Raw genomic sequence first — 20,369 nt, forward strand, 5'->3', positions numbered from 1 at the left:
ACTTACTAACCTACTGAATTATATTGATATTTAAATTTATTTTCTCTAGCCAGAGATTTTCAGTGAAAACAAGGCAATTTACGCGTCAATAGCTGACCTATTGCAAGTAAATTCAACGCAGTGAGCGCTGAAAATAGTTGCTTGAGGTAGAGTTATTATCCAGAGTTCAGGTTAACTAGCGGCCCATAATAAGCTCGCTTACTATAGTTATTGTTTAGGGTAATTGGAAGGGAAAAATGCTTTTTTAGCATCTTCATCAAACTCTTTTTTAAAGGCTATATCAGTACCAATTACGCGTGCACGTGCAACCGCTGGGCGGCTATCAATGCTTTCAAACCAACGTTTAAGATTAGGATAAGGCGCTAAGCCCTCTTCACCTAATACAACCGACGCTTTATCAATCCACCCCCATGCAGATACATCAGCAATGGTATATGTATCACCCACAATAAAGTCACGACCTTCAAGGTGCGTATCAAGCACTTCGTAGTGACGCTGTGCTTCACGCAAATATCGATTAACCGCGTAATCAAGCCCTTCTGGTGCCATATGTCTAAAGTGTACACTTTGCCCAGAATACGGACCCAAACCAGATGCAATAAACATTAACCACGACAGCATTTCAGCGCGGTCTTCGCCCTTGCCTTCTAGCTTTGCATATTTTTCAGAAAGGTACATTAAAATAGCATTCGAATCGAACACACGCGTTTCACCATCAACAATGGCAGGTGCTTTAGCGTTTGGATTAATTGCTTTAAATTCAGGTGTATGTTGCTCACCTTTCAAAGTATCAAGAGGAACAAGCTCAAACGGCAAGCCTGTTTCTTCTAAAAAGAGTGCCACCTTCATTGGGTTAGGCGTATGGTGAAAATAAAATTTAATCATGTAAAGTCCCTCAATAATTGAACAATGATTAAAGCACAGCTTGAGCGGGTGTTCAAATTAAGTTTTAACTAAGTAAAATACACAGTTAAAACGTGATTTAATTGTGAGTATTCCGTGATACTTCAATCGTAAAAATCACTTATGCTAAAAAAAATAAACTTTTGTAAGAAGTAATATGCCTTTTAAAGCACTATCCCATCCATTTTTAATCTCACTTGTTGGGTTAATAATTTTTTGCTTTCAAAGCCAAGCTGCTGAGCAAGTAACTATTTCCAGTACAGCTAATCCGACTACCTTTTTAGAGCTTTACACATCGCAAGGTTGCAGTAGCTGCCCACCAGCAGAGCGCTGGATTTCAACGTTTACAGATGATGAAAAACTATGGACTGATTTAATCCCTATTAATTTTCATGTTACTTATTGGGATTATTTAGGATGGAAAGACCCGTTTGCCTCTGCTCTTTTTAGTAAAAGACAACGCACGTATAAGGCACTCGGTAAAAGTAGGATTGTAGCTACTCCAGGATTTATGGTTAACGGCAACGGGTGGCAAGGTTGGTTTTATAAACAAGCTATTCCCGTAGCTAAAGCCCGTTATTTAGGTAATTTAAAAGCGACTATAAACAACAGTAAAATTAATCTCGAATACGATACTGTTAATATCGAAGATAATACTAACCAAAACTTAATAGCCCATGTAGCTCTGTTAGGCTTTGGCATAGAAACACAAATACACAGCGGCGAAAACGCAGGCCATAAGTTAAAGCACGACTTTGTTGTTATTGGCTACGAGCAAAGTGACATGCAGACCAAGCAGCAATTATCATTAACTGACTTAACCCTGCCTCGCGCTAAAAAATATCGCCAACAAAGCAAGCCTTAGTGTTTTGGGTATCTAAAAAAGGCGACCCTACCCCACTTCAAGTTGCAGCCGATTGGTTTTAAAAATTAAAGTTAATTGAATAAAATTACTAATTAACAACTCAGCGCGCAATAAATGTCCTTGTATATCAACTATAGAAAAAGGCTTTAAATAATTTAAAAACTAATGAATTAGCATTATTATTACAAAGAATTTATTCTTTTTTATTGTGTGTATCTGTATAAAACTTAAATAACATTCTATTTACATCGACTTTTGTTTATAAAGTAAGTTGAATGGACTCTTGAAATAAGTAATTGACTTATAAGTATAAAAATCAAGCGCCTATCAATAAAAACTTCTGCAATTATCTATATGGACAAAAATTTATGCGAATTAACCAAAGCCACATTAAAACAATTGTAATCGCTGCAATTACAGCTTCCTTTTTAGCTGGGTGTGCTACAACATCATCAAAAGTAATAGAAACACCAACTGTTGCTAGCTATAACACAACCTACTCAGGTACAAAAAGCAAACTAGTCGTAGGTCAGTTTGTAAACCGTTCGAGCTTTCAAAATGGTATATTTTCATCAGGGCAAGACCGTTTAGGCAGCCAAGCAAAAACCACACTAATGAGCCACTTACAACAAACAAATCGCTTTAGTGTGCTTGATCGCGACAATATGGCAGCCCTTGCAAAAGAAGCAAAGTTAACAGGTACAAAACAAGTTCTTAGCGGTGCTAAATTTGTTGTAACTGGTGATGTAACAGAGTTTGGCCGTAAAGCTATTGGCGATCGCCAACTTTTTGGTTTATTGGGTAAAGGTAAATCGCAAATTGCTTATGCCAAAGTAACGCTTAATGTTGTTGATGTTACTACATCAGAAGTTATTTATTCAGTGCAAGGTGCTGGTGAATACAGCCTATCAGAACGTGAAGTTATTGGTTTTGGTAGCACAGCTTCATACGATGCCACATTAAATGGCAAAGTACTTGACCTAGCTATTCGCGAAGTCGTTAACAAGTTAGTTACTGGTCTTGAAGCTGGCCAATGGGGCAATAAATAATGAAAAAGCTAATTACCTTAGCATTTGTTTGTATAGCCCTAACAGGTTGTAACGCAACGAAAGAACCTATTTACTATTACGGCGACTATAGCACTGCCGTATACGCCTATTTAAAAGCAGATGACGTAACAGCCGAAGAGCAAATTAGTATGCTTGAGCAAATTATTGTCGATGCCGCAAACAAAAGTAAGAATGTTGCGCCTGGCCTACATGCTCACCTAGGTATGCTGTATTTTGAAACGGGTAATCCTTCATTAGGTACTACTCACTTCGAAACTGAGAAATCACTTTTCCCAGAATCAGTTCATTACATCGACTTCCTTCTAAAATCTGCGAAAGGCGCTTAATATGCTTAATTTAAAATCATACACAGCGATCGCATTAGTCGCATTACTCGCTGGTTGTGTTTCACCTCCACCAGCACATGACTACACAGCATTTAAACAAGCAGACCCTCACTCTGTTATTATTTTACCTCCGCTAAATAATACACCGGAAGTAATTGCACCATACAGTGTGATGACTCAAATGGTCGCGCCCATAGCTGAGTCGGGTTTCTATGTTTTTCCTGTTGCTTTAGTTGAGCAAACCTTTAAAGGTAATGGCCTCACTGTTGCAAGCGACGTGCACCAAGTACCGGTAAATAAATTACATGAGATTTTTGGTGCAGACTCTGCGCTTTACATCACTATTGAAGAATACGGTACTAGCTATGTTGTTATTTCTAGCGAAACTGCTGTTACTGTATCTGCTTCATTAGTTGATTTACGCACTGGCGAGCAATTGTGGCAAGGTAAAGCAAGAGCCTCTTCCGCTGAACAACAAAGTAATGGCGGTGGTGGCCTTGTAGGTATGCTTGTTATTGCAGCAATTAATCAAATTGCTGAAACTGTAACCGATAAAGGCTTTGAAATCGCAGCAATGACTTCAACACGCTTACTTTCTTCAGATGTTTACAACGGCTTGTTATATGGACCTCGTTCACCTAATTATGGCCAACCAGCACCAAGCGAAAAGAAAAAATAACTTTTATTGTTATTAACCTAAAGTTTGAAAAAGGCCGAACCATTAAATGGGGTTCGGCCTTTTTAATAACAGCTTACTTAGCTAAAAAGCTTAGCAAAGTTACTTTTAAGTATTTAGAGCAGATTTTAAAATACGAGTTTAAAAACCAATATTAGTCACAATAGAAAAAACATTTCAAAAAAGTAATAATGGAGTAGCAAAATACAGAATCTATTTATTAGCCTGATTTACATGTTAAAGTTGTCATTATCACTAAATTACTCTTATAGTGAATCTATATAAATATTGAGCAATACTATGATAAAAGCACAAATACCAGCTGACGAAGAATCTAGATTAAAGGCCCTTTACGAGTATGAAATATTAGATACTGAAGCCGAAAAAGTATTTGATGATTTAACTCAACTTGCTTCTGATATTTGTGAAGCCCCCATATCACTTATAAGCTTAGTTGATCCACAAAGGCAATGGTTTAAATCAAAGTATGGTATCGATGTAGACTCCACCGAAAGAGATATCGCATTTTGCTCTCATACAATACTGCAAGACCAAGTATTTGAAATACAAAACGCTCTACTTGATGAACGTTTTTATGATAACCCTCTAGTAACCAGCGATCCAAACATTAGGTTTTATGCGGGCACACCGCTAGTTACACCTAGTGGCAGCACAATTGGTACATTATGTGTTATCAGCGACCAGCCAAAAAAGCTCACTCAAACACAAATTAACGCACTGAAAATACTTGGCAAAGAAGTTATCGCACAACTTGAGCTCAGGTTAAACAACAGAAAGCTGGCCACTGCATTAAAACAACAACAAATACATAATAAAAATCTTGAAGAACTAAAAAAAGAAGCTGATACAGCTAACACTCTAAAAGGTCGATTTTTAGCAAATATGTCGCACGAGCTAAGAACTCCGCTGCACGGCATTTTAAATTTAGCTGAGTTTGGACTAGCAGAGACTTCAAATATACAAAAAGATAACGCCTTAAAGAGTATTTTAAGCTCCGCGAATATACTCTCAAATATTGTAAATGACATTTTAGACTTTTCAAAAATTGAAGCGGGTAAGTTAAATATTGAGAATATTAACTTTAACCTGAGCGAAGTCATTAACAATGTAATTAATCCACTAATGAAACAAGCCACAGATAAAGGCATAAAATTTATTCCATCTATAGATAAAAATATCGCTACAACCCTAAAAGGCGACCCTGTCAGAGTTTCTCAAATTTTAAATAACTTATGCTCAAATGCGATTAAATTTACACAACAAGGCCAGGTAGAGTTTAAAGTCACTGTAAAGGAGAACCTCTTAAACACGCAAAATATTGTATTTGAAATAATCGATACGGGTATTGGTATTAGTAAAGCTGCACAGCAAAATTTATTTCAAGAGTTTCATCAGGCAGATTCATCTACATCTAGAAAGTACGGGGGCACGGGACTTGGTCTCTCTATTTGCACCAAGCTAAGTGATTTAATGAATGGCAAAATCAACTTCACGAGTAAAGAAGATAAAGGTTCTGTATTTACTTACCAACAAAGCTTTGAAACATCAGAACTCGATGAATTATTAAGACCAAATAAAGAAATAACCGATTTACAAGGGTGCACTATTTTGGTTGCCGAAGACAATAAAGTAAATCAAGTTGTCGTAAGTAAAATGCTACAAGCTCATAATGCGAAAGTAATATTTACCGAAAATGGCAAAGAATGCGTTGATTACTTTTTTGCCAACCATGTTGATTTAATTTTTATGGACATTCAAATGCCAGTGATGGATGGAGTACAAGCCACTAAGATAATTAGAGCGCAACAAACAGATAAAACAACGCCAATTATTGCCATGACAGCCAACACCATGAAACCAGATATTGAACATTATTTAGATATTGGTATGGATGGCTATTTAACGAAGCCATTTAATAAAGATCATTTAAATAGCTTGCTCAATGTTTATAATCCAAAAAACTCAAATCTCAAAAATTTAGCAGTTAAAGTTAGTAACCCAAACATTACGAGTGAACGTAAGCTAAAACAGATATGCAATGAGCTAAAAAAGTTAATTTCAAATGCCGACAGAGTCAGTCTCTGGTTGTTTAATCACGACTATACTGCCATTAATAGCTTAATTTGCCTTGATGAAAAAAATGAGATAGTAAGTAATGCAGTTTTAAAAGCTAAAGACTTTCCTGCATACTTTGACTATATTTTAGAGCATAAAGTATTAGACGCATCAGATGCGAGAAACCACGAAATCACTAAAAACTTAACCAAGGTTTATTTTGAACCATCAAACATTTACTCCTTGCTTGATTACATCTACTTTATTGATAACAAACCGCTAGGTGTTATTTGTTGTGAAAGTGTTGGCTCAAAAATTTCATGGAGCCATGCAGATAAACTGTCACTTATTAAAGTAGCTGATGTAACAACCTTGTTTTTATCCAAACAGTTGAAATCATAGTAGCTACTTGGATTTATTAAGCATCGCTTTTAAATCGGCAAATGGAGAATGCGTTGCAGCCTCAACTTTTCGCTCTGTAGTCGACCCGCCATACATAATATGTTCGTGGTATTTATTGTGCTCATTGTCGTGGCAATAAATACACAATAACTCCCAGTTACTGCCATCCTCTGGATTATTACTGTGGTTGTGATCAACATGATGCACCGTTAACTCTCGTAAATTAGAGTACTCAAACTCGCGGGCACAACGCCCGCATACCCAAGGGTACAATCTTAAGGCTTTAATTCGGTAACCTTCCTCTTGCTTCACATAAGCCTGAGGTACATCGTTATTCTTACTCATAATATTCCTGCTAAATTCACTATTACGGTGCTCAATACTAAAAAACTTAATTACTGACAAGTCACCAAAAAAAATATCTATATGTCGGCCTGTTTGTTCTCAAGCGCGTAGTACGACCATAAGTTTTTTATTGTCGGAAGTCCAAGAAATTTCACCGCTGTATGTCGCTACCCAGATCTTTTAAACCTAGATCTGGATTTGTATTATTGAAGGTATAAAAGTTGTATTGGCCAGATAGCTCAAACTTAGTTGAACGTGTATTTTTCGAGAAAATTGTCCTAACTAATTGCCGCCTAAATTGCTAGCCGTGCCTTGCAGCCCTTCAAGCGTTTGATAGTTAAAAGTGATGTTAGAATTTTTAAATTTTCTATAAGAAAGCAGTATATCTTGTGTTTTTGTTTCAACATCATCTTCAAAAATATCGGCTGAATAACCAATTTCAATGTCGTTAATAGCAAAAAAACGCCCAGCCAAATCATCGTATAGTTATGCGTACTGACTTTAAATAAAGCTCTTTATCTAACTTTTTTAAGTGCTTTCAAAACCAGACTTACTTACATGCTTAATTAGCTCCGGAAAAAACGCTAGAAACACGGCTTCTAATTCATCGTAGTTACGCGCTATATCATCAGCCGCACCCGAAAAAGTGTTAGTAAAACGAATACGCTTGGCAATATTATCAAGTGCTAGCCCTATTCCATCAATGGTTTCGTATTCTTTAAACCAATCGTTTTTAGTCATACTTGTTACAACATGCTGCATACACGTTGGCATAACAGGTATGCGCTGATTTAAAAGCTGGTAGCTGGTGTACTTAAACTCACTTAAAGATTGCTTGCTAAAGTGTTGCCAATGCACAATTAAAAAGTGATCAAACACCACATCAATAGCCACACCAGCAAATCGCTTACGCTCGGGTGAAAAGTACTGCTTGGCGTGTTTAACTAAAGGATGGGAGTCGGTAAATTTATCGACTAAATAGTGGTTATCGAGCCCATTTTTAACCGTGTTTGGTAAGTGTTCTACATGCCTTTTACCACCAAAGTCGCCCAATAAGTTCCCAAAGTGAGAATCGGCTGTAGGCTGTGCTAAATAAAGGTGAGCTAAATAATTCAAAGTGTTCTCGGGCTTGGTATTAATACAGTTAAAATAATAACTTAATTGTAAGCGCTACTTAAAGTGAGATTTATGCCTAATCAAAAGCAAAATAGCATAAAAAAGGTGAAACTAAGTTTCACCTTTTTTATTAATTTTGAAACTAATTAATTAGCATTACGCTGTAGAAACATTACTTGCGCCTGCATTATTAAGTATTTCTTCAATAGCGTTTTTGTTGTCACTATCGTACTTAATACCAATTAATATAGAGCCTTTTTCAATGGCATCTTCGTAATACTTAATTTCATGCTCAGGGATAAACGCACCAACTGCGGCCCCTAAAGTACCACCTACTGCAGCGCCTGCGCCACCAGCGGCAAATGCAGCGACTAATGGACCGGCAACTAATAAGCCTGTACCACCTGTTGCTACAGTCCCTACGGCAGTAAATCCTCCAATAATTGCAGCAAGAATACCACCTGAAGCCGCGCCTATAATACCGCCCTCGGCAGCTTTAGTACCTTCGTCTACAGCAAAATCTTCCTTTGCGTATGAGTCGTTGGCTACAATACTAATATCAGCTTCGTTGATACCCAAAGCTTCTAATCTGTAAATTGCGAGTGTTGCTTGTGATGCACTTTCGAATAACCCAGTAATAACGGTACTCATAATAACTCCTTTATTTATTTAAGAAAATACACTTACTACTGAGCAAAACTCGAACCAAATAAATTATTATTTTAAATCAATGAGATAAATTAAAATCCAGTTCTAACATTCTTATTATTAAAGTAAAAATTACTAAATTTTGTAAAAAACTCCTACCCATATAATTACACTCATCAACAAGTAGTGCGCGTTTTTATATAAATAACATGAACCCCTAGTTAAGTAGATCCCGGAGTTCACTTACAGCACATAAAGGTATTGATGCCCTGTGGCAAGTATGAATAGCGTAACTATAAATAAAAACGAGCTTCCCAGGTACCATGCCCTGGACATAAGCAACTGATAAATAATTTATTTCATGACGTTTACCTTCAAATCACTTAATTGCCTCCGGCATCAAACGTAATGATCGGGGCCAGAGAAAGCGAAGACTCCTTCCTTTTCACTGCCATCTCTACCACTGCAATCCTAGGGCGAAAAAACCTTAAACAAGGTTTTAGTCACTGCCTAAATTAATTGCCCAACAAAGTTAACACTATTATGGGCTAGAATTGGAAATACCAAGCTCCCCGTTCGCTCTCTTAGCCACAGTAAAATAAAACCATAACCTCCGGTTAATAAGATAGAGGTAAACGAAAAGTACCACTCACCAGCGCTAAACATAACGCCGTGCACCAAGCCAAATAACAAAACTAAAAGTAATCCACCTATATTTATCGGCGCGCTCGCCAAACTGTATCGCTTAGATACTATTGCCAAGGAAATACAAAATAGTAAGACCCCTCTAAACATCGGTTCTTCGTCAAACCCTGGCATGGTTGCTTGATAAAGTAATGTTTCTAAATCATAGCGAGGCTCGCCACTCCAGAACCATGAAACAATGACTTGGAGAACTACAAACAAGCACAAAACAATAAAAGCAGGTTTTAAAGAACCTTCACTTTGTTTGAAAGTAAAACCAGCATCAGCAATACGAAAGCCATGTTTATATTTCGCTAAGGCTAGGATTGCACTCCCCCACAGGATAATTACAGCTATTTTTCCTGACCAATTCCAAGACATATCAGTAAAAAATATATCCAAAGGAATAACCTCGGCGCCTCTAAATAGAGCAAAAACGTAACACGTAAAAATGCCTAATGAGATTAAAGACCACGTTATATTTATATCGACTTTATTAAATGCTTTTAATGTTAAAGCTAAAATTAAGATAGCACCGACATTTGCAAATACGGCTATGAATGCATCTTCCATGTATACCTCTTTAGTAAGGGCGCATTGCTTCTTACTTTTATTGTTGTTTTAAGTAGTTTCTAATACTAATCCTAAATTGGATATTATTAAACAACTACTTAGTTAGTAAAGTAGCCTTAGGCTTCATAAATTACAGAGGCGTATTTGGAGAGCTTTTGTAAACGCAGTAAACTTTGAATAAAATTTTATACCTTGAGCGAAACACTTAAGCACTGGCGGTAGAATCCGCTTATTGAGCTATCACCCAACGCATCGGCAAACTATGCGCCAACAACGAATAACATTCACATTTATCTATAGCTCTGTTTGTTACATTAGCTATGCGTTGGGTTTCGTTTAACTCAAATCAACCTACGGTTGTTGCTTGCCTACAAGCTTGCGTATAATGCCCCCATTCCGGCTGCATTTTTTAGCCGCTAACTTGGATTTTAATAATGAAAAAACTCTCTGCGGTGCAAATAAAACAGCAAGCACTTGTACTTAATACAGCTGAAAAATTAGAAGAACTAGGCCGCGCTGAGCTCCCAGGCATGCTGCAATGCTGGTTTGATGTTCAATATCATTTATTTCCAAGTTCACTACTTTTGTGTTTTCAGTTTGAAAGCGAGCAAGCTTTAGCGGCCGCAGAGCCAAATTTATTAAAATGGCAAAAACGCTTAAGTGGCGAAATGCTTAAAAAAGGCGTTATTTTAAAAGATATGCGCAAGCATTTAATATTTACGCTCAAAGGGCCTGATGACTAAATTAGGCTTAGGTAATAGTGAGCAATCCCAACTAAAACCCATGATTAAAAAAGTGGATACGCCACGCTCGTTTATAAATCGATATTTGGATCTGTAATACGAGCAAAAACCAGCTTAAGCTTATCTAGCGGCAATCGATTACTGAGCTTCTGATATTGCCCTGGGATCAACTGCTGATCTTTTTGTTCAGCAACCACAAATGAAAATACATAGTTGCCCTCTACCCCCATTCTTAAATCACTAATAACAACCTGTTCATTTTGTTGATAAACACCGTAAAGCCCTTTGGTAAATCGTTTTAATAACACGATCTGCTTTGCATCATTGAGCTTAGTTAGCAACGCGTTTTCTGTAGGGTAAAATTGAATATTAACGTTTTTAACTTCATCAAACACAGATACATAAATCTCATAATGACCTTGCTTAGTAATAGCCACAGCGCGCCACAGCAAAGTATTAAGCGGAGTCGGCGTGCTTTCAAAATGTGAGAATGTGATGTTTTTTGATTCAGCGCCTGATAAATTTTACTATTAATGTAGTATTTAGCCGTAAAGCCCCAAATTAAATACAACAAACTAATGACTAACGCGCTCGTGTTTATAAGTTGTGCATGCGGTCGCATACGTGCAAAACACAGCGCTATACAAGACAACACAAGAGGCAAAGTATACGCAGGGTCAATAATAAATATACTCGAAATACTAAAAGGATATGTCGACAACGGCCATAACAACTGCGTACCGTAAACGGTAAAATTATCGAGTAATGAATGCGTACTTAAAATTAAAAAAATGCCAGCCGACCAACGCGTCATCGTTATACATTTAGCCCAATTCATTTTGAGTAAAAGCCACGCAAATAAGGGGCTCAATAACAGCTGTATAAACAAAGAATGACTAAAGCTACGATGATAAACAAAATTTTCAACATCGCCACCAAAATTAATTAGCACATCTAAATCTGGTAAAGTGCCAAACGCCGCCCCAATTAATAAAGATTTGCGACCTAATTTACTGCCCAATGTTGCATAAGCAACTGCACTGCCAAGCACCACTTGTGTGAGTGAATCCAATTAAATCCCCTTTTTTCAAATCAATTAAAGCACGCATTATAATGTACTGCTTCGCAGGCTCTGTCGATCTTAAAAAATAGACACTTGTTGGGTTTGGCAAAATATACATTAGCGAGAAAGACGCAAAGTGAGACCTCTCAAGCGACTCATTATCTATTGCATCGTGTTTGGATTAGCAATTAAAAGACACTAAATCGCTGCGTTATAAAATGAAAAAGGCAAGATACAAAAAGCTCAAGGTGGCATTTTGGCGATAAATTTGGAGTAGTAAGATTTACCTCGTTTAAATTTATAAGCCCTGAATACGTATGTAATGGGTATCTATCGCACCACCTGAACAGTAACATAATTATAACGTATATTTAACGAGCGATGATTTTTGTCTATGTCTTCATATATTTCTCATTTACAAGCCTTTAGAGGCATTGCGATTTTAAGTATTGTCGCAGCACATGCGTGGTCATTTGCTATTTTTTGGACTGGCGATTTAGATTCTCTCGGTTTAAAAACGCTTTTTTACTCAACTGAACTATTGTTTCACGGCAGCACACTATACTTCGCCATTATCTCGGGATTACTTTTCAGCAAAATTTTACAGAATAAAGGGTGGATTTCATTTTATAAGAGTAAAATACTTAATGTTGTTTTACCCTATGTTGCCGCAAGCACAATAGCGACAGCTGTGTACTGGCAATATTATCTTGCTGATGGTGCAGCAATCGATATATCGTTTATTATCACAGTCGCCACAAACCTAGTATCCGGAACCGCAGCTATTCAATTTTGGTACATCCCGATTTTATTAGTACTTTTCATATTGACACCATTGCTAGATTTTGTGAATAAACGCACACCAAAGCTGATGTTTTTTCTTGCATGCGTGCCCTTGGTTATATCCCGCAGCGCCTTTCCTGATTTTCTAAGCATGCAGAGTTTGGTGTATTTTTGTGGTGCATATTGTTTCGGAATGATAATAGGGAGTCATTACGAAAAGACAATGGCTAAGGTCAATCAATATAAAACGTGGTTAATCGCTTTTATTGCCTTGATCAACGCAGCCATCCTTACCCAATATATTAATGAATATAAAGTAGATGGGTGGTATTCATCTCGACAAACTCTTTTCTACATTCAAAAAATATTAGCTTGTTTACTACTCTTAAAGTGGCTTCAAAATATTGAAACACGTCTACCCAAAACCATATGCAACATTGGTGAATATTCGTTTTCTATTTATTTTTACCATGTTTTCTTCGTTGGTTTTCTAATTATGGGCCTGCAAGACTATATTCAAAGTCATCGAGATGCTTTCATTATCGGCTTATTAGGTATTGCAAATATGATTATTGGTGTCGGTGCAACGATGGCCTTCGCATGGCTAATAAAGAAACCAATAGGGCGACACTCACGAAAGCTAATCGGCACCTAACGTATTGGTACAATTAAATAAGGGTTGTGGTGAGTACTTGTCGTTCGGATAAAAATGTGGGGTTCCTCAAGGTTTGGTCCTTTTGGATTTCAAGTAAAAATTTGTCATGCCAAACACCGCCTACTAAAAAAGTAACTTAACAGTAAAGTGGAGTGCTTATGTTACGGTGCCATTAATTGAGAGCATGGTGTTATCCAATAAACCTTCATAACTATTAAAAGCAAAAATATCATAATTTATAAGGCCACAAATGTGGCCTTATAATACAAAATTAAACGTAATTATTAATCTAATTCAGCATTTAAAAATACATATACGTAATTACTAAATTCAGGCTTAGTTAAATGCCCGCCTTCAGTAATCGTATCTAAAAGCTTTGCATAACTGTTTGCATCAGTTGCATTACCTGCGTAACCAAACAGAAATAATGTGAGTTCTTCTAATATAACTTCATCAGTAGGTTCAGGAAACACAGTACCAAAAGATAAATCTGGAATTTGACCGCTTATGCCACCTCTTATTGTCCAATCAAATCGGCTTTCTGCTTCATCATCAACCAAAAAGCTGTAATCCCATACTGCTCTTGCAAATCGGCTATCAACATTACTAAAATCAAAGCTTGAATCATTGCTTTCAGTAAATTGAAGTAAACTGAATCCTAAGTCTTCGGTTATAGTAGGTAGCTCTGTCAACTCATAACTACCATCTGAATCTACACTACTTCGAGCATAACTATGCATGTCGATTCGGGCACCATCAACTGTTGTTGGCTCAACCGATGAATCTGTTTGTACATAAAAGTTATGCTCAGTCACCGTTGGGAAAACAAATAGCGGTTCAGGGGAGTTAATGTATGTAAACTGTACAAACTCATAGGAATTTATATCTTCTATATACCCTCGAGTACTAACAGAAGTTGCATTAAAACTGCCTTGATTAGCCACCTCCACACCATCATGGCTAAAATCTGTATCCGTTATTTTTATCACAGACGCATTTTGCGGAACTTCAATAACAGCCACTTTAGCGTCATTTGAAAAGTAAGATTTTGCGGTAAGGTAAAGGTTTTCTGTAGTTGGGCAAATAAAAACAGAATCTGAAATTTCTGAGCCTTCGTATTGATACACCCTGTAATCATTAGGTATTGTATTTAGTTCAGATGTATCTATGCTCACTGCGCGACAACCACAGTTTTCGCTAAACTTATTAAAATGGTATTTACCTAAATTAGTTCTATTTTCAATATCAAGCTCTGTAAATATGTGCGTATAAGCACCATCGGCTTCATCAACAACATCACCCAGTACTGATACATGTTTTGTACCAGAAGGTAGTTCACCTGAAAAACTACCTTGGGCGTCGGTTTTAACAGAGCCGATAGCACCACCATCATCATTGTGAAATACCACATCAGTTTGATACGCAGAATCGGTTCCACACTGGCGAGTTAATGTTTGTAATGAAATGGTTTGAAGCTGAGCAGTGCTGCCGCCATTTGATGAGCTTACAGAGTTCCCTTCTGATGAAGAGCCGCCACATGCGCTGAGCGTTAAAGAAAGTGCAATAGCGAGTGGGGTAAGTATAAATTTATTCATTTTTATTAGTCCATTATGTTTATTCCATTTCATTATCTCAATTTAATTAGGTCAAAAACAGGTTGCAAGTAACTAAATTGAAATAATTTGTAAACAAAAATAAAACATACACCTCACAAACAAAGCCAACAAATAGTCATCCCTGCAAAGTTAAACATTTATTAAAGCTAAAGTTACTCGCTAAAACCTAGAATACAGAAGAATGCTAAGTGTCAGGTCTTGTTTCTTGCCAAGACCAAAACAAGTATCACGTTTAACACCTTTCCCCGTCACCATGCCCTGAAAATAGGCAAGCATGGATATGTTTTCACGGCGTTATTACCCAGCCCACAGTGTATATTCACACCAATCGACTTAATTACTTGATGTGTAGCCATCTTCAAATTGAGTTTAAATAATAAGAACACTTGGTTTTTGAATAAAAAGTTCAAGAAAACACAGCTGCCTGCTTGACTGAAGCTTTCTAATGGGGGACAGGGCAGCCTTGGTTTTTCTATCGCCTAAAGTCATTATTCAAAAAATAATGTAGATGAAAAAATTAAAAGTACGCAAAGCATAAAAATTACAAAATACACTTTAAATAGTATCGAGACTTGAGCTGGCACCTTGTTTCTATCATTTAATAAATTATAACGTTTCGCATAACAATCAAATAAAAATACACTGCCATAATGAAGTAAACCATGGAGCACCATAAAAATATTTAGGGAATAGTAACGATTTCCTGACTCTAAAATATCTTCAACCGTTCTGAGCTTTTCCCCTTTTAAATAAAAGACTAACGGTAAAAGAATGATAAAAATGACACCTAGACCAATCCCAAATAAAAGTAAGCCAAAAAGTTCGATATCAATAGTCACTTTTCGATCTTTTCATATAAAACCCTTTCCAATTTATCTCCTTTTTCTGAGAAATACTTTCCACCTAAATACCCGCTACCTTCTCCAACAACAATACCACTACAGTACGCAATTAAGTTAAAAGTGCAATTGCATAACAAACAACAAAAGCAAATATCAGTCGATTCAAAGTTAATTGGTTGCCCTAAGTTAGTAATAATAGGATAGTAAATTACACATAAAACAATAGCTTTATCTTAGGAGTATTATGATCAAAGTATTATTAGCGACCAGCTTAATTGCCTCTTCATTCGCTGCTTTAAGTAATCCTTTAACTGTTGAAGAACAGCGTATCAACAAAGCCCAATCAGCAATGCCAAATGTTTTAAATGCATTTACCCCACAAGTATCAAGTTTTGAGCAACAATTTAAAGAATTAAACAACTTTAAAAGTGCAAAAATATTAGTACAAAGCTTTAGCTTTGAACTGTGGGAAAACGCAAAAAAACGCATAGCAAAAACCAATAACTACGACGACCGAGAGCTCTACTGGGCGCGCCTGCTTTCAAGTAAAGTAATACGCACAACTTCACCTAAATTTTCAATTACGCAGGCTCAACTAAATACTTTACTAACCCTACTTGAGGAAGGCAGCAGAGGACGTACCGACCTTGCTTTTTCATCAGGCAGCACTAAAAAAATATTACTAACAGGCTTAGACCCTTTTTTACTCGATAAAAACATAAACCAAAGTAACCCCTCAGGTGTTGCGGCGTTATTACTCGACGGCCAAGTTATTAATTACAACGGCATAAGCGCAGAAATTAACACCGTTATGGTGCCTGTACGCTACGAAGACTTTGATCAAGGTATAATAGAGTCGCTACTTGCACCCTACTACGCACTTAATAATGTAGACATGGTAGTAACCGTAAGTATGGGCAGGACAGAATTTGATTTAGAGCGTTACCCAGGTAAACGTCGCAGTGTAACCGCCCCCTATAATACCAATATTGTGTATGGTGAAACGTAAACAAGCCCAGTGATACCAAAGCTTAATGGCCGACCACTCCCGGGCAACAGTTTGTAAAATTTAGCTTGCCTGTAAATTACATGCAAAAAGCTAAAGGCTCTTATAAAGTTATCGACAATCATGAAGTCACCACGCTTGAAAAAACCTATAAAGCCGGTTCGTACGGCGAGCTTAAAAATAGTATTGCGGTTAATGGCGGCGGCGGTGGTTACCTGTCTAACGAAATATCGTACCGAAGTATTCGCCTGCGCGATGCGCTTAATTCAAGTATACCTACAGGGCATATTCATACCCCACGTATACAACAATTCGAACCAGAAACAGAAGCTAAAATAGTAAAACAAATAAAGGCAATGCTAGAGCAAAGCTTAGTCGCACTATAGTTTATAACTACCAATTTCAGCACATAATAAAGGGCAATAACATTGCCCTTTTATAACCCGCATTAAGCAAAGTGTTCAATACATCAAAATCCAAGATCATTTAGTCTATTAAAATAGATACAGTATTTTAATCTATTAACTTCTATAGCTCACACAACGACATTTCATGTTTTGGTTTTGCTATTTTTTTACTTGTTAGCGTTTTTCCTGTTTCTGTATCAAGGGTTATAACATCCCAATTTTGGTTTTTATTGGTTGTTATTAATACTTTTAAGTTCCCCTTACACAGCTTTGGTGGAATGTTTATTTCAGTCCAAGATAATTCAATATCCCATGTACCATCCAGCCTATAGCAACTGCCTGTATTCATAGAGCTAAGCTTTGCCCACCCGCGTGGATGGCAAGCAATTAAATAAGGTTTTACAGCTACCACTGTAGACTTAGGCTTAACTTTAAAGTCTGTTGAGGTTAGACCATTCTCTTCAATTTGAAGAGCATCTCCTGCTGAACTAATAACATAAAAGTTATTATTAGCTTTGAAAAATTGTGACGCATAACCTCTTGTTAAAGACCAGTATTTTATTGGTTCCTTGTTATAGGGAATAAAACTCACATATGATGCATTACTACCATTTATTATTTTATAACCTCCGAGTAACCAGCCATTATTTGAGTCAAAAACAGTAGATACGCTATCAAGTTCAATAGATACTTCATTACCGTTAGGTAGCAAGTACATACTTGCAGCAAGCAGGTTATTACTAAATAAAAAAAAGCACTCATCGTCACTGATAAAATGCAGATACTTTTATTAATTTGATTTATAACGTTCATGATATTTATATACCGTAAATGAAGTGCCTCGTTTAAAAGCACCTATGGTGAATAAGCGATCTCTATCGTTAGGTTTTAAATGAATACACCCATGCGAAGGTACCAATCGAACAGTCGAACCTGTTGTTTTTTCGGCTTCGTTCTCTGGCGTAGTGTGAAACATTTGCCCTGATAGACGCTCTTTTCCATCAAGTATTTTATTCCCATTAATATCTTTAAACCAACGAATAGCAGTAGGCCCGAAATCATTGAACACCCACTTGTCAGGTACCACCTCTTCTCCATACAATTCTTTATGCATTTCCATAATCGCACTACGTACAGGTAGTTTATATAACTGATTTAGACTTCCCCACTTACCACTTGGTAAGGCATACCAAATATCTCCTTTTGCAGGCATATCTTTCAACTTAGTACCCCAAGTTAGTTTTGATGTAGGCCAAGTAGGTGTTCTATAAGCTTCTGTTTTGTCTATTATATAATGACCTGCCGTAGTCGGCTCTTCGGCCATATTGGGATCATTACCAATTTGTGGAGGGCCTCCCATCGCTTCAAATTGAGCGAATTTCAAACCATTTTGCTTTATAACCAAAAGGTCCTGACCTGGATAAAAATGAACTTCCATATGAACTTAAACTCCATTTACTTATAATTTTATTTTCCTGAGACCTAAATAGAGGTATTTACATTAGGTCAGACAGCTAATTTTTTATACAACATTAGTGTACCTAATAACCTAGTACACGTAAATAACTCATAAAAAAAGCCTATGCCACATCTAGTATCTTTTATCCTAGGAAAATAATCTTATGCTTGGATTCGTCAGAAAATCAACAGGGGGTGACCCCTTTGGTTTCCCTATAGTTTATAACTACCAATTTAAGCGCATAAAAAAGGGCAATAACATTGCCCTTTTTTCTATTTACAGTCTTCTCGGTTTTTATTTAAACCATTAAATGAGCTGTATGACTTGCTAATTCAATTGAGAATTTAGCCAGTTGAGAAAGTTTAATCAGCATTTTTTTCAAAATAGCACGAATCCCACGGTAACTAAAATCTATAAGCTTACTTGCTGGTAAGCCACAAAAAACATACATATGGCCTACTATACCTTTTACTTCTGCAGCATAAGCTCGCGAGGTTTCTACTTCATTCGCTAAATAAGACGCAATGGCATCATAAACAGTTAATAAACCTGTAACACTAACTTGTAGTGCACTAATCGCACCTATTTTATTTAAAAAATCAAGAAGTGCTGCACCTATTTTCCTGGCCCAAAGAGCATTGAAACTAGCTTGATGACGTTTTTCAAATTCAAGACGAGTGGCTTCTTGGTAGCGTAATTCGAATCCCTTTTGTATATCTTCATAAGTTTTATATTTTGATGCCGTATTCAAATACCCTGGTGTTGGGTTAGACATACTATGCGCCCCTGGTGATATTGAAGGGGATGAATTTAAAATATATTCATAAGTAGTGTGTACAAAAGGCCACACAGGTACCATTGGTACAGGATCACCAGCATGCACACAGCGGTAAACCCCTGTAAAGCATTTTGTGTATGGTTTGCAAAATTCGATAGCCCAACTCGCGGAGCCCCAAAAGTATAGAGTTTAACAGGTACTTTGAAGCGTTGTTTCAACCAGTTTGCAGCTAAATTAGCTAATGCGCCACCTAAACTGTGACCAACAACATGAACAGGAGCTGTAGGATTATTCGAAAAATACTGTTCTAACTGTGATTTGAGCGAGTTAAATGTTTGATTGAATCCTGCATGTACACTTTGGTTATTGGGACCAGTGGAAACACCACAATGTAGATCAGTAATACAATCGCGCATTTTTGCTGTTCCTCTAAGCGCTAGTACATAATGACCCTTAAACGCGTTAGTTTTTCCCTTAGCAATACAACCAAACGGTGTACGATGACGGAAAACTCTTTCTAGGATAGATCCACTTATGCCCTTTACTGAATCACTATCAAAATCAAAGTGCCTAGATAAAGCTCCATAATAAGCAGAGCCCTCGACACCATCAGTTGTGTCAGTTGAATATGATATAGCAGCAAATCTAGCTGCTAATGAAGGAGTTAAAACTTGCATCATAATTATTTCCTTATATTTTTATTTAACATAATCGTTATGTTAGATTTAGGTGTTCATCAACATCAATAACTTCAAAGTCTTTATCCCAACGACAAATTGAAGTTCCCTCTAAGCTCATTTCTTCTCGATTACTAGAAAAGCTAAATAAAATGGCCTCATTATTAATATCAGCGTTAAGGCAACTTAATTTACTGTTAAATTCATTAATAGGGTTTTTCCCTATTAATGTCGCTCGCCAAATAATAAATTTTTTTCTATTAATAGTCGTGGTAATGTATTGATTAGTAAATATTTCTTTGAATGGTATGCTGGGTTCATCGGAACGAATCGTTTTTTCAGGAAATCTAAAACTACCATCGGGGTCTGTATAAACAAAATCTCTACGTGGTTTACCATCTGAAAAGCTAAGACTACGTAAAATCAATTGATTGCCAATTGGCTCACCATTATTTTTTAAACACCCGAATACTTCAGGAGATAGGTGTACTTTATCTGCACCAAATTTATCAAAAAAAGGTTGGATTTTCGCGCTGAAGTTTTGAATTTTGTCGATGACTGACACAATAACCTCTTGGAATATGATTGTTTTAGGAGGAATAATGTGTAATTTATTATGAAGATTACCCACAGTCCTTGTCGATATTAAAATATTT

22 protein-coding genes and 1 pseudogene are annotated in these 20,369 nt (G+C 36.7%); 8 read left to right on the forward strand and 15 right to left on the reverse strand.

Features of this window, described 5'->3' with window-relative positions; all coding sequences use genetic code 11:
* Positions 1-207: 207 nt before the first annotated feature.
* Entirely contained in the window at positions 208-885 is a 678-nt protein-coding gene (locus P4S71_RS04785; protein WP_096793672.1) for a glutathione S-transferase family protein, read from the reverse strand.
* A gap of 175 nt (positions 886-1,060) precedes the next feature.
* Here P4S71_RS04785 and P4S71_RS04790 point away from each other — a divergent pair, with 175 nt between their 5' ends.
* From P4S71_RS04790 to P4S71_RS04810, 5 genes are all read left to right on the forward strand, one after another.
* Positions 1,061-1,768, forward strand: coding sequence for a DUF1223 domain-containing protein (locus tag P4S71_RS04790; protein WP_337150214.1), 708 nt, complete (start codon positions 1,061-1,063; stop codon positions 1,766-1,768).
* A 368-nt stretch (positions 1,769-2,136) separates the two neighbouring features.
* Positions 2,137-2,817 (forward strand): CsgG/HfaB family protein, encoded by a 681-nt coding sequence (locus tag P4S71_RS04795; RefSeq protein WP_096793674.1) that lies wholly within the window; start codon positions 2,137-2,139, stop codon positions 2,815-2,817.
* Complete coding sequence (locus P4S71_RS04800) at positions 2,817-3,164, forward strand: DUF4810 domain-containing protein (RefSeq protein ID WP_007378467.1); 348 nt, start codon at positions 2,817-2,819, stop codon at positions 3,162-3,164. Before P4S71_RS04795 ends, P4S71_RS04800 begins: the two co-directional genes overlap by 1 nt.
* Before the next feature lies 1 nt (position 3,165).
* The gene (locus tag P4S71_RS04805; protein ID WP_007378466.1) at positions 3,166-3,843 is read left to right on the forward strand and encodes a DUF799 domain-containing protein; all 678 of its coding nucleotides are present in this window, start codon (positions 3,166-3,168) and stop codon (positions 3,841-3,843) included.
* Positions 3,844-4,140: 297 nt separating this feature from the next.
* A complete protein-coding gene (locus P4S71_RS04810) occupies positions 4,141-6,318 on the forward strand; it encodes a GAF domain-containing hybrid sensor histidine kinase/response regulator (RefSeq protein ID WP_337150215.1) in 2,178 nt (725 codons plus the stop codon).
* Between the two features lie 3 nt (positions 6,319-6,321).
* On the opposite strand, the gene P4S71_RS04815 is transcribed toward P4S71_RS04810, so the two are convergent.
* The 5 genes from P4S71_RS04815 to P4S71_RS04835 all read right to left on the reverse strand — a co-directional run bounded on the left by P4S71_RS04815 (position 6,322) and on the right by P4S71_RS04835 (position 9,684).
* Complete coding sequence (locus tag P4S71_RS04815) at positions 6,322-6,663, reverse strand: YajD family HNH nuclease (RefSeq protein WP_007378464.1); 342 nt, start codon at positions 6,661-6,663, stop codon at positions 6,322-6,324.
* 282 nt (positions 6,664-6,945) lie between these two features.
* Positions 6,946-7,137, reverse strand: coding sequence for a hypothetical protein (locus P4S71_RS04820; protein ID WP_008134268.1), 192 nt, complete (start codon positions 7,135-7,137; stop codon positions 6,946-6,948).
* Positions 7,138-7,191: 54 nt separating this feature from the next.
* Positions 7,192-7,779 carry an acyl carrier protein phosphodiesterase gene (locus tag P4S71_RS04825; protein ID WP_149614730.1) on the reverse strand — a complete coding sequence of 196 codons (588 nt, stop codon included), beginning with the start codon at positions 7,777-7,779 and terminating at the stop codon, positions 7,192-7,194.
* Between the two features lie 156 nt (positions 7,780-7,935).
* Positions 7,936-8,430 carry a hypothetical protein gene (locus tag P4S71_RS04830; RefSeq protein WP_007378461.1) on the reverse strand — a complete coding sequence of 165 codons (495 nt, stop codon included), beginning with the start codon at positions 8,428-8,430 and terminating at the stop codon, positions 7,936-7,938.
* Positions 8,431-8,937: 507 nt separating this feature from the next.
* Positions 8,938-9,684, reverse strand: a complete 747-nt coding sequence (locus tag P4S71_RS04835) for a CPBP family glutamic-type intramembrane protease (protein WP_033028869.1) — start codon at positions 9,682-9,684, stop codon at positions 8,938-8,940.
* 434 nt (positions 9,685-10,118) lie between these two features.
* On the opposite strand from P4S71_RS04835, the gene P4S71_RS04840 reads away from it, so the two are divergent.
* The gene (locus P4S71_RS04840; RefSeq protein WP_007378459.1) at positions 10,119-10,427 is read left to right on the forward strand and encodes a hypothetical protein; all 309 of its coding nucleotides are present in this window, start codon (positions 10,119-10,121) and stop codon (positions 10,425-10,427) included.
* A 71-nt stretch (positions 10,428-10,498) separates the two neighbouring features.
* Here P4S71_RS04840 and P4S71_RS04845 read toward each other — a convergent pair whose 3' ends face one another.
* Entirely contained in the window at positions 10,499-10,864 is a 366-nt protein-coding gene (locus P4S71_RS04845) for a hypothetical protein (RefSeq protein WP_337151666.1), read from the reverse strand.
* Positions 10,762-11,481, reverse strand: a complete 720-nt coding sequence (locus P4S71_RS04850) for a metal-dependent hydrolase (protein ID WP_337151595.1) — start codon at positions 11,479-11,481, stop codon at positions 10,762-10,764. The genes P4S71_RS04845 and P4S71_RS04850 overlap by 103 nt, the downstream gene beginning before the upstream one ends.
* Positions 11,482-11,884: 403 nt before the next feature.
* On the opposite strand from P4S71_RS04850, the gene P4S71_RS04855 reads away from it, so the two are divergent.
* Positions 11,885-12,928, forward strand: a complete 1,044-nt coding sequence (locus P4S71_RS04855) for an acyltransferase family protein (RefSeq protein ID WP_337150216.1) — start codon at positions 11,885-11,887, stop codon at positions 12,926-12,928.
* A gap of 284 nt (positions 12,929-13,212) precedes the next feature.
* On the opposite strand, the gene P4S71_RS04860 is transcribed toward P4S71_RS04855, so the two are convergent.
* Both P4S71_RS04860 and P4S71_RS04865 read right to left on the reverse strand, forming a co-directional pair.
* Positions 13,213-14,523, reverse strand: coding sequence for a hypothetical protein (locus tag P4S71_RS04860; RefSeq protein WP_337150217.1), 1,311 nt, complete (start codon positions 14,521-14,523; stop codon positions 13,213-13,215).
* Positions 14,524-15,032: 509 nt separating this feature from the next.
* Positions 15,033-15,383 carry a hypothetical protein gene (locus P4S71_RS04865; protein ID WP_232525477.1) on the reverse strand — a complete coding sequence of 117 codons (351 nt, stop codon included), beginning with the start codon at positions 15,381-15,383 and terminating at the stop codon, positions 15,033-15,035.
* 247 nt (positions 15,384-15,630) lie between these two features.
* On the opposite strand from P4S71_RS04865, the pseudogene P4S71_RS04870 reads away from it, so the two are divergent.
* A pseudogene (locus P4S71_RS04870) lies at positions 15,631-16,778 on the forward strand (hypothetical protein).
* 142 nt (positions 16,779-16,920) lie between these two features.
* Here the strand turns inward: P4S71_RS04870 and P4S71_RS04875 are convergent.
* The 5 genes from P4S71_RS04875 to P4S71_RS04895 form a co-directional block, all read right to left on the reverse strand.
* Positions 16,921-17,517 carry a hypothetical protein gene (locus tag P4S71_RS04875; protein ID WP_337150218.1) on the reverse strand — a complete coding sequence of 199 codons (597 nt, stop codon included), beginning with the start codon at positions 17,515-17,517 and terminating at the stop codon, positions 16,921-16,923.
* A 72-nt stretch (positions 17,518-17,589) separates the two neighbouring features.
* Positions 17,590-18,237: a L,D-transpeptidase family protein gene (locus tag P4S71_RS04880; protein WP_149606974.1), complete on the reverse strand. Its 648-nt coding sequence runs from the start codon at positions 18,235-18,237 to the stop codon at positions 17,590-17,592.
* A 319-nt stretch (positions 18,238-18,556) separates the two neighbouring features.
* A complete protein-coding gene (locus P4S71_RS04885; RefSeq protein WP_337150219.1) occupies positions 18,557-19,033 on the reverse strand; it encodes a hypothetical protein in 477 nt (158 codons plus the stop codon).
* A 35-nt stretch (positions 19,034-19,068) separates the two neighbouring features.
* The gene (locus P4S71_RS04890) at positions 19,069-19,716 is read right to left on the reverse strand and encodes a lipase family protein (RefSeq protein ID WP_337150220.1); all 648 of its coding nucleotides are present in this window, start codon (positions 19,714-19,716) and stop codon (positions 19,069-19,071) included.
* Between the two features lie 34 nt (positions 19,717-19,750).
* A complete protein-coding gene (locus P4S71_RS04895; RefSeq protein WP_337150221.1) occupies positions 19,751-20,278 on the reverse strand; it encodes a DUF6795 domain-containing protein in 528 nt (175 codons plus the stop codon).
* Between the last annotated feature and the right edge of the window lie 91 nt (positions 20,279-20,369).

The sequence above is a fragment of the Pseudoalteromonas sp. B62 genome (genome assembly GCF_037162565.1).
In the GTDB taxonomy this organism is placed as follows: domain Bacteria; phylum Pseudomonadota; class Gammaproteobacteria; order Enterobacterales; family Alteromonadaceae; genus Pseudoalteromonas; species Pseudoalteromonas fuliginea.

Bases quoted from the DNA above. Each gene is read 5' to 3' on its own strand.
- P4S71_RS04890 (WP_337150220.1), bottom strand. From the start codon at position 19,716: ATGATGCAAGTTTTAACTCCTTCATTAGCAGCTAGATTTGCTGCTATA.
- P4S71_RS04860 (WP_337150217.1), bottom strand. From the start codon at position 14,523: ATGAATAAATTTATACTTACCCCACTCGCTATTGCACTTTCTTTAACG.
- P4S71_RS04815 (WP_007378464.1), bottom strand. From the start codon at position 6,663: ATGAGTAAGAATAACGATGTACCTCAGGCTTATGTGAAGCAAGAGGAA.
- P4S71_RS04885 (WP_337150219.1), bottom strand. From the start codon at position 19,033: ATGTCTAACCCAACACCAGGGTATTTGAATACGGCATCAAAATATAAA.
- P4S71_RS04880 (WP_149606974.1), bottom strand. From the start codon at position 18,237: ATGGAAGTTCATTTTTATCCAGGTCAGGACCTTTTGGTTATAAAGCAA.
- P4S71_RS04840 (WP_007378459.1), top strand. From the start codon at position 10,119: ATGAAAAAACTCTCTGCGGTGCAAATAAAACAGCAAGCACTTGTACTT.
- P4S71_RS04810 (WP_337150215.1), top strand. From the start codon at position 4,141: ATGATAAAAGCACAAATACCAGCTGACGAAGAATCTAGATTAAAGGCC.
- P4S71_RS04785 (WP_096793672.1), bottom strand. From the start codon at position 885: ATGATTAAATTTTATTTTCACCATACGCCTAACCCAATGAAGGTGGCA.
- P4S71_RS04875 (WP_337150218.1), bottom strand. From the start codon at position 17,517: ATGTACTTGCTACCTAACGGTAATGAAGTATCTATTGAACTTGATAGC.
- P4S71_RS04830 (WP_007378461.1), bottom strand. From the start codon at position 8,430: ATGAGTACCGTTATTACTGGGTTATTCGAAAGTGCATCACAAGCAACA.
- P4S71_RS04795 (WP_096793674.1), top strand. From the start codon at position 2,137: ATGCGAATTAACCAAAGCCACATTAAAACAATTGTAATCGCTGCAATT.
- P4S71_RS04805 (WP_007378466.1), top strand. From the start codon at position 3,166: ATGCTTAATTTAAAATCATACACAGCGATCGCATTAGTCGCATTACTC.
- P4S71_RS04800 (WP_007378467.1), top strand. From the start codon at position 2,817: ATGAAAAAGCTAATTACCTTAGCATTTGTTTGTATAGCCCTAACAGGT.
- P4S71_RS04790 (WP_337150214.1), top strand. From the start codon at position 1,061: ATGCCTTTTAAAGCACTATCCCATCCATTTTTAATCTCACTTGTTGGG.
- P4S71_RS04835 (WP_033028869.1), bottom strand. From the start codon at position 9,684: ATGGAAGATGCATTCATAGCCGTATTTGCAAATGTCGGTGCTATCTTA.
- P4S71_RS04855 (WP_337150216.1), top strand. From the start codon at position 11,885: ATGTCTTCATATATTTCTCATTTACAAGCCTTTAGAGGCATTGCGATT.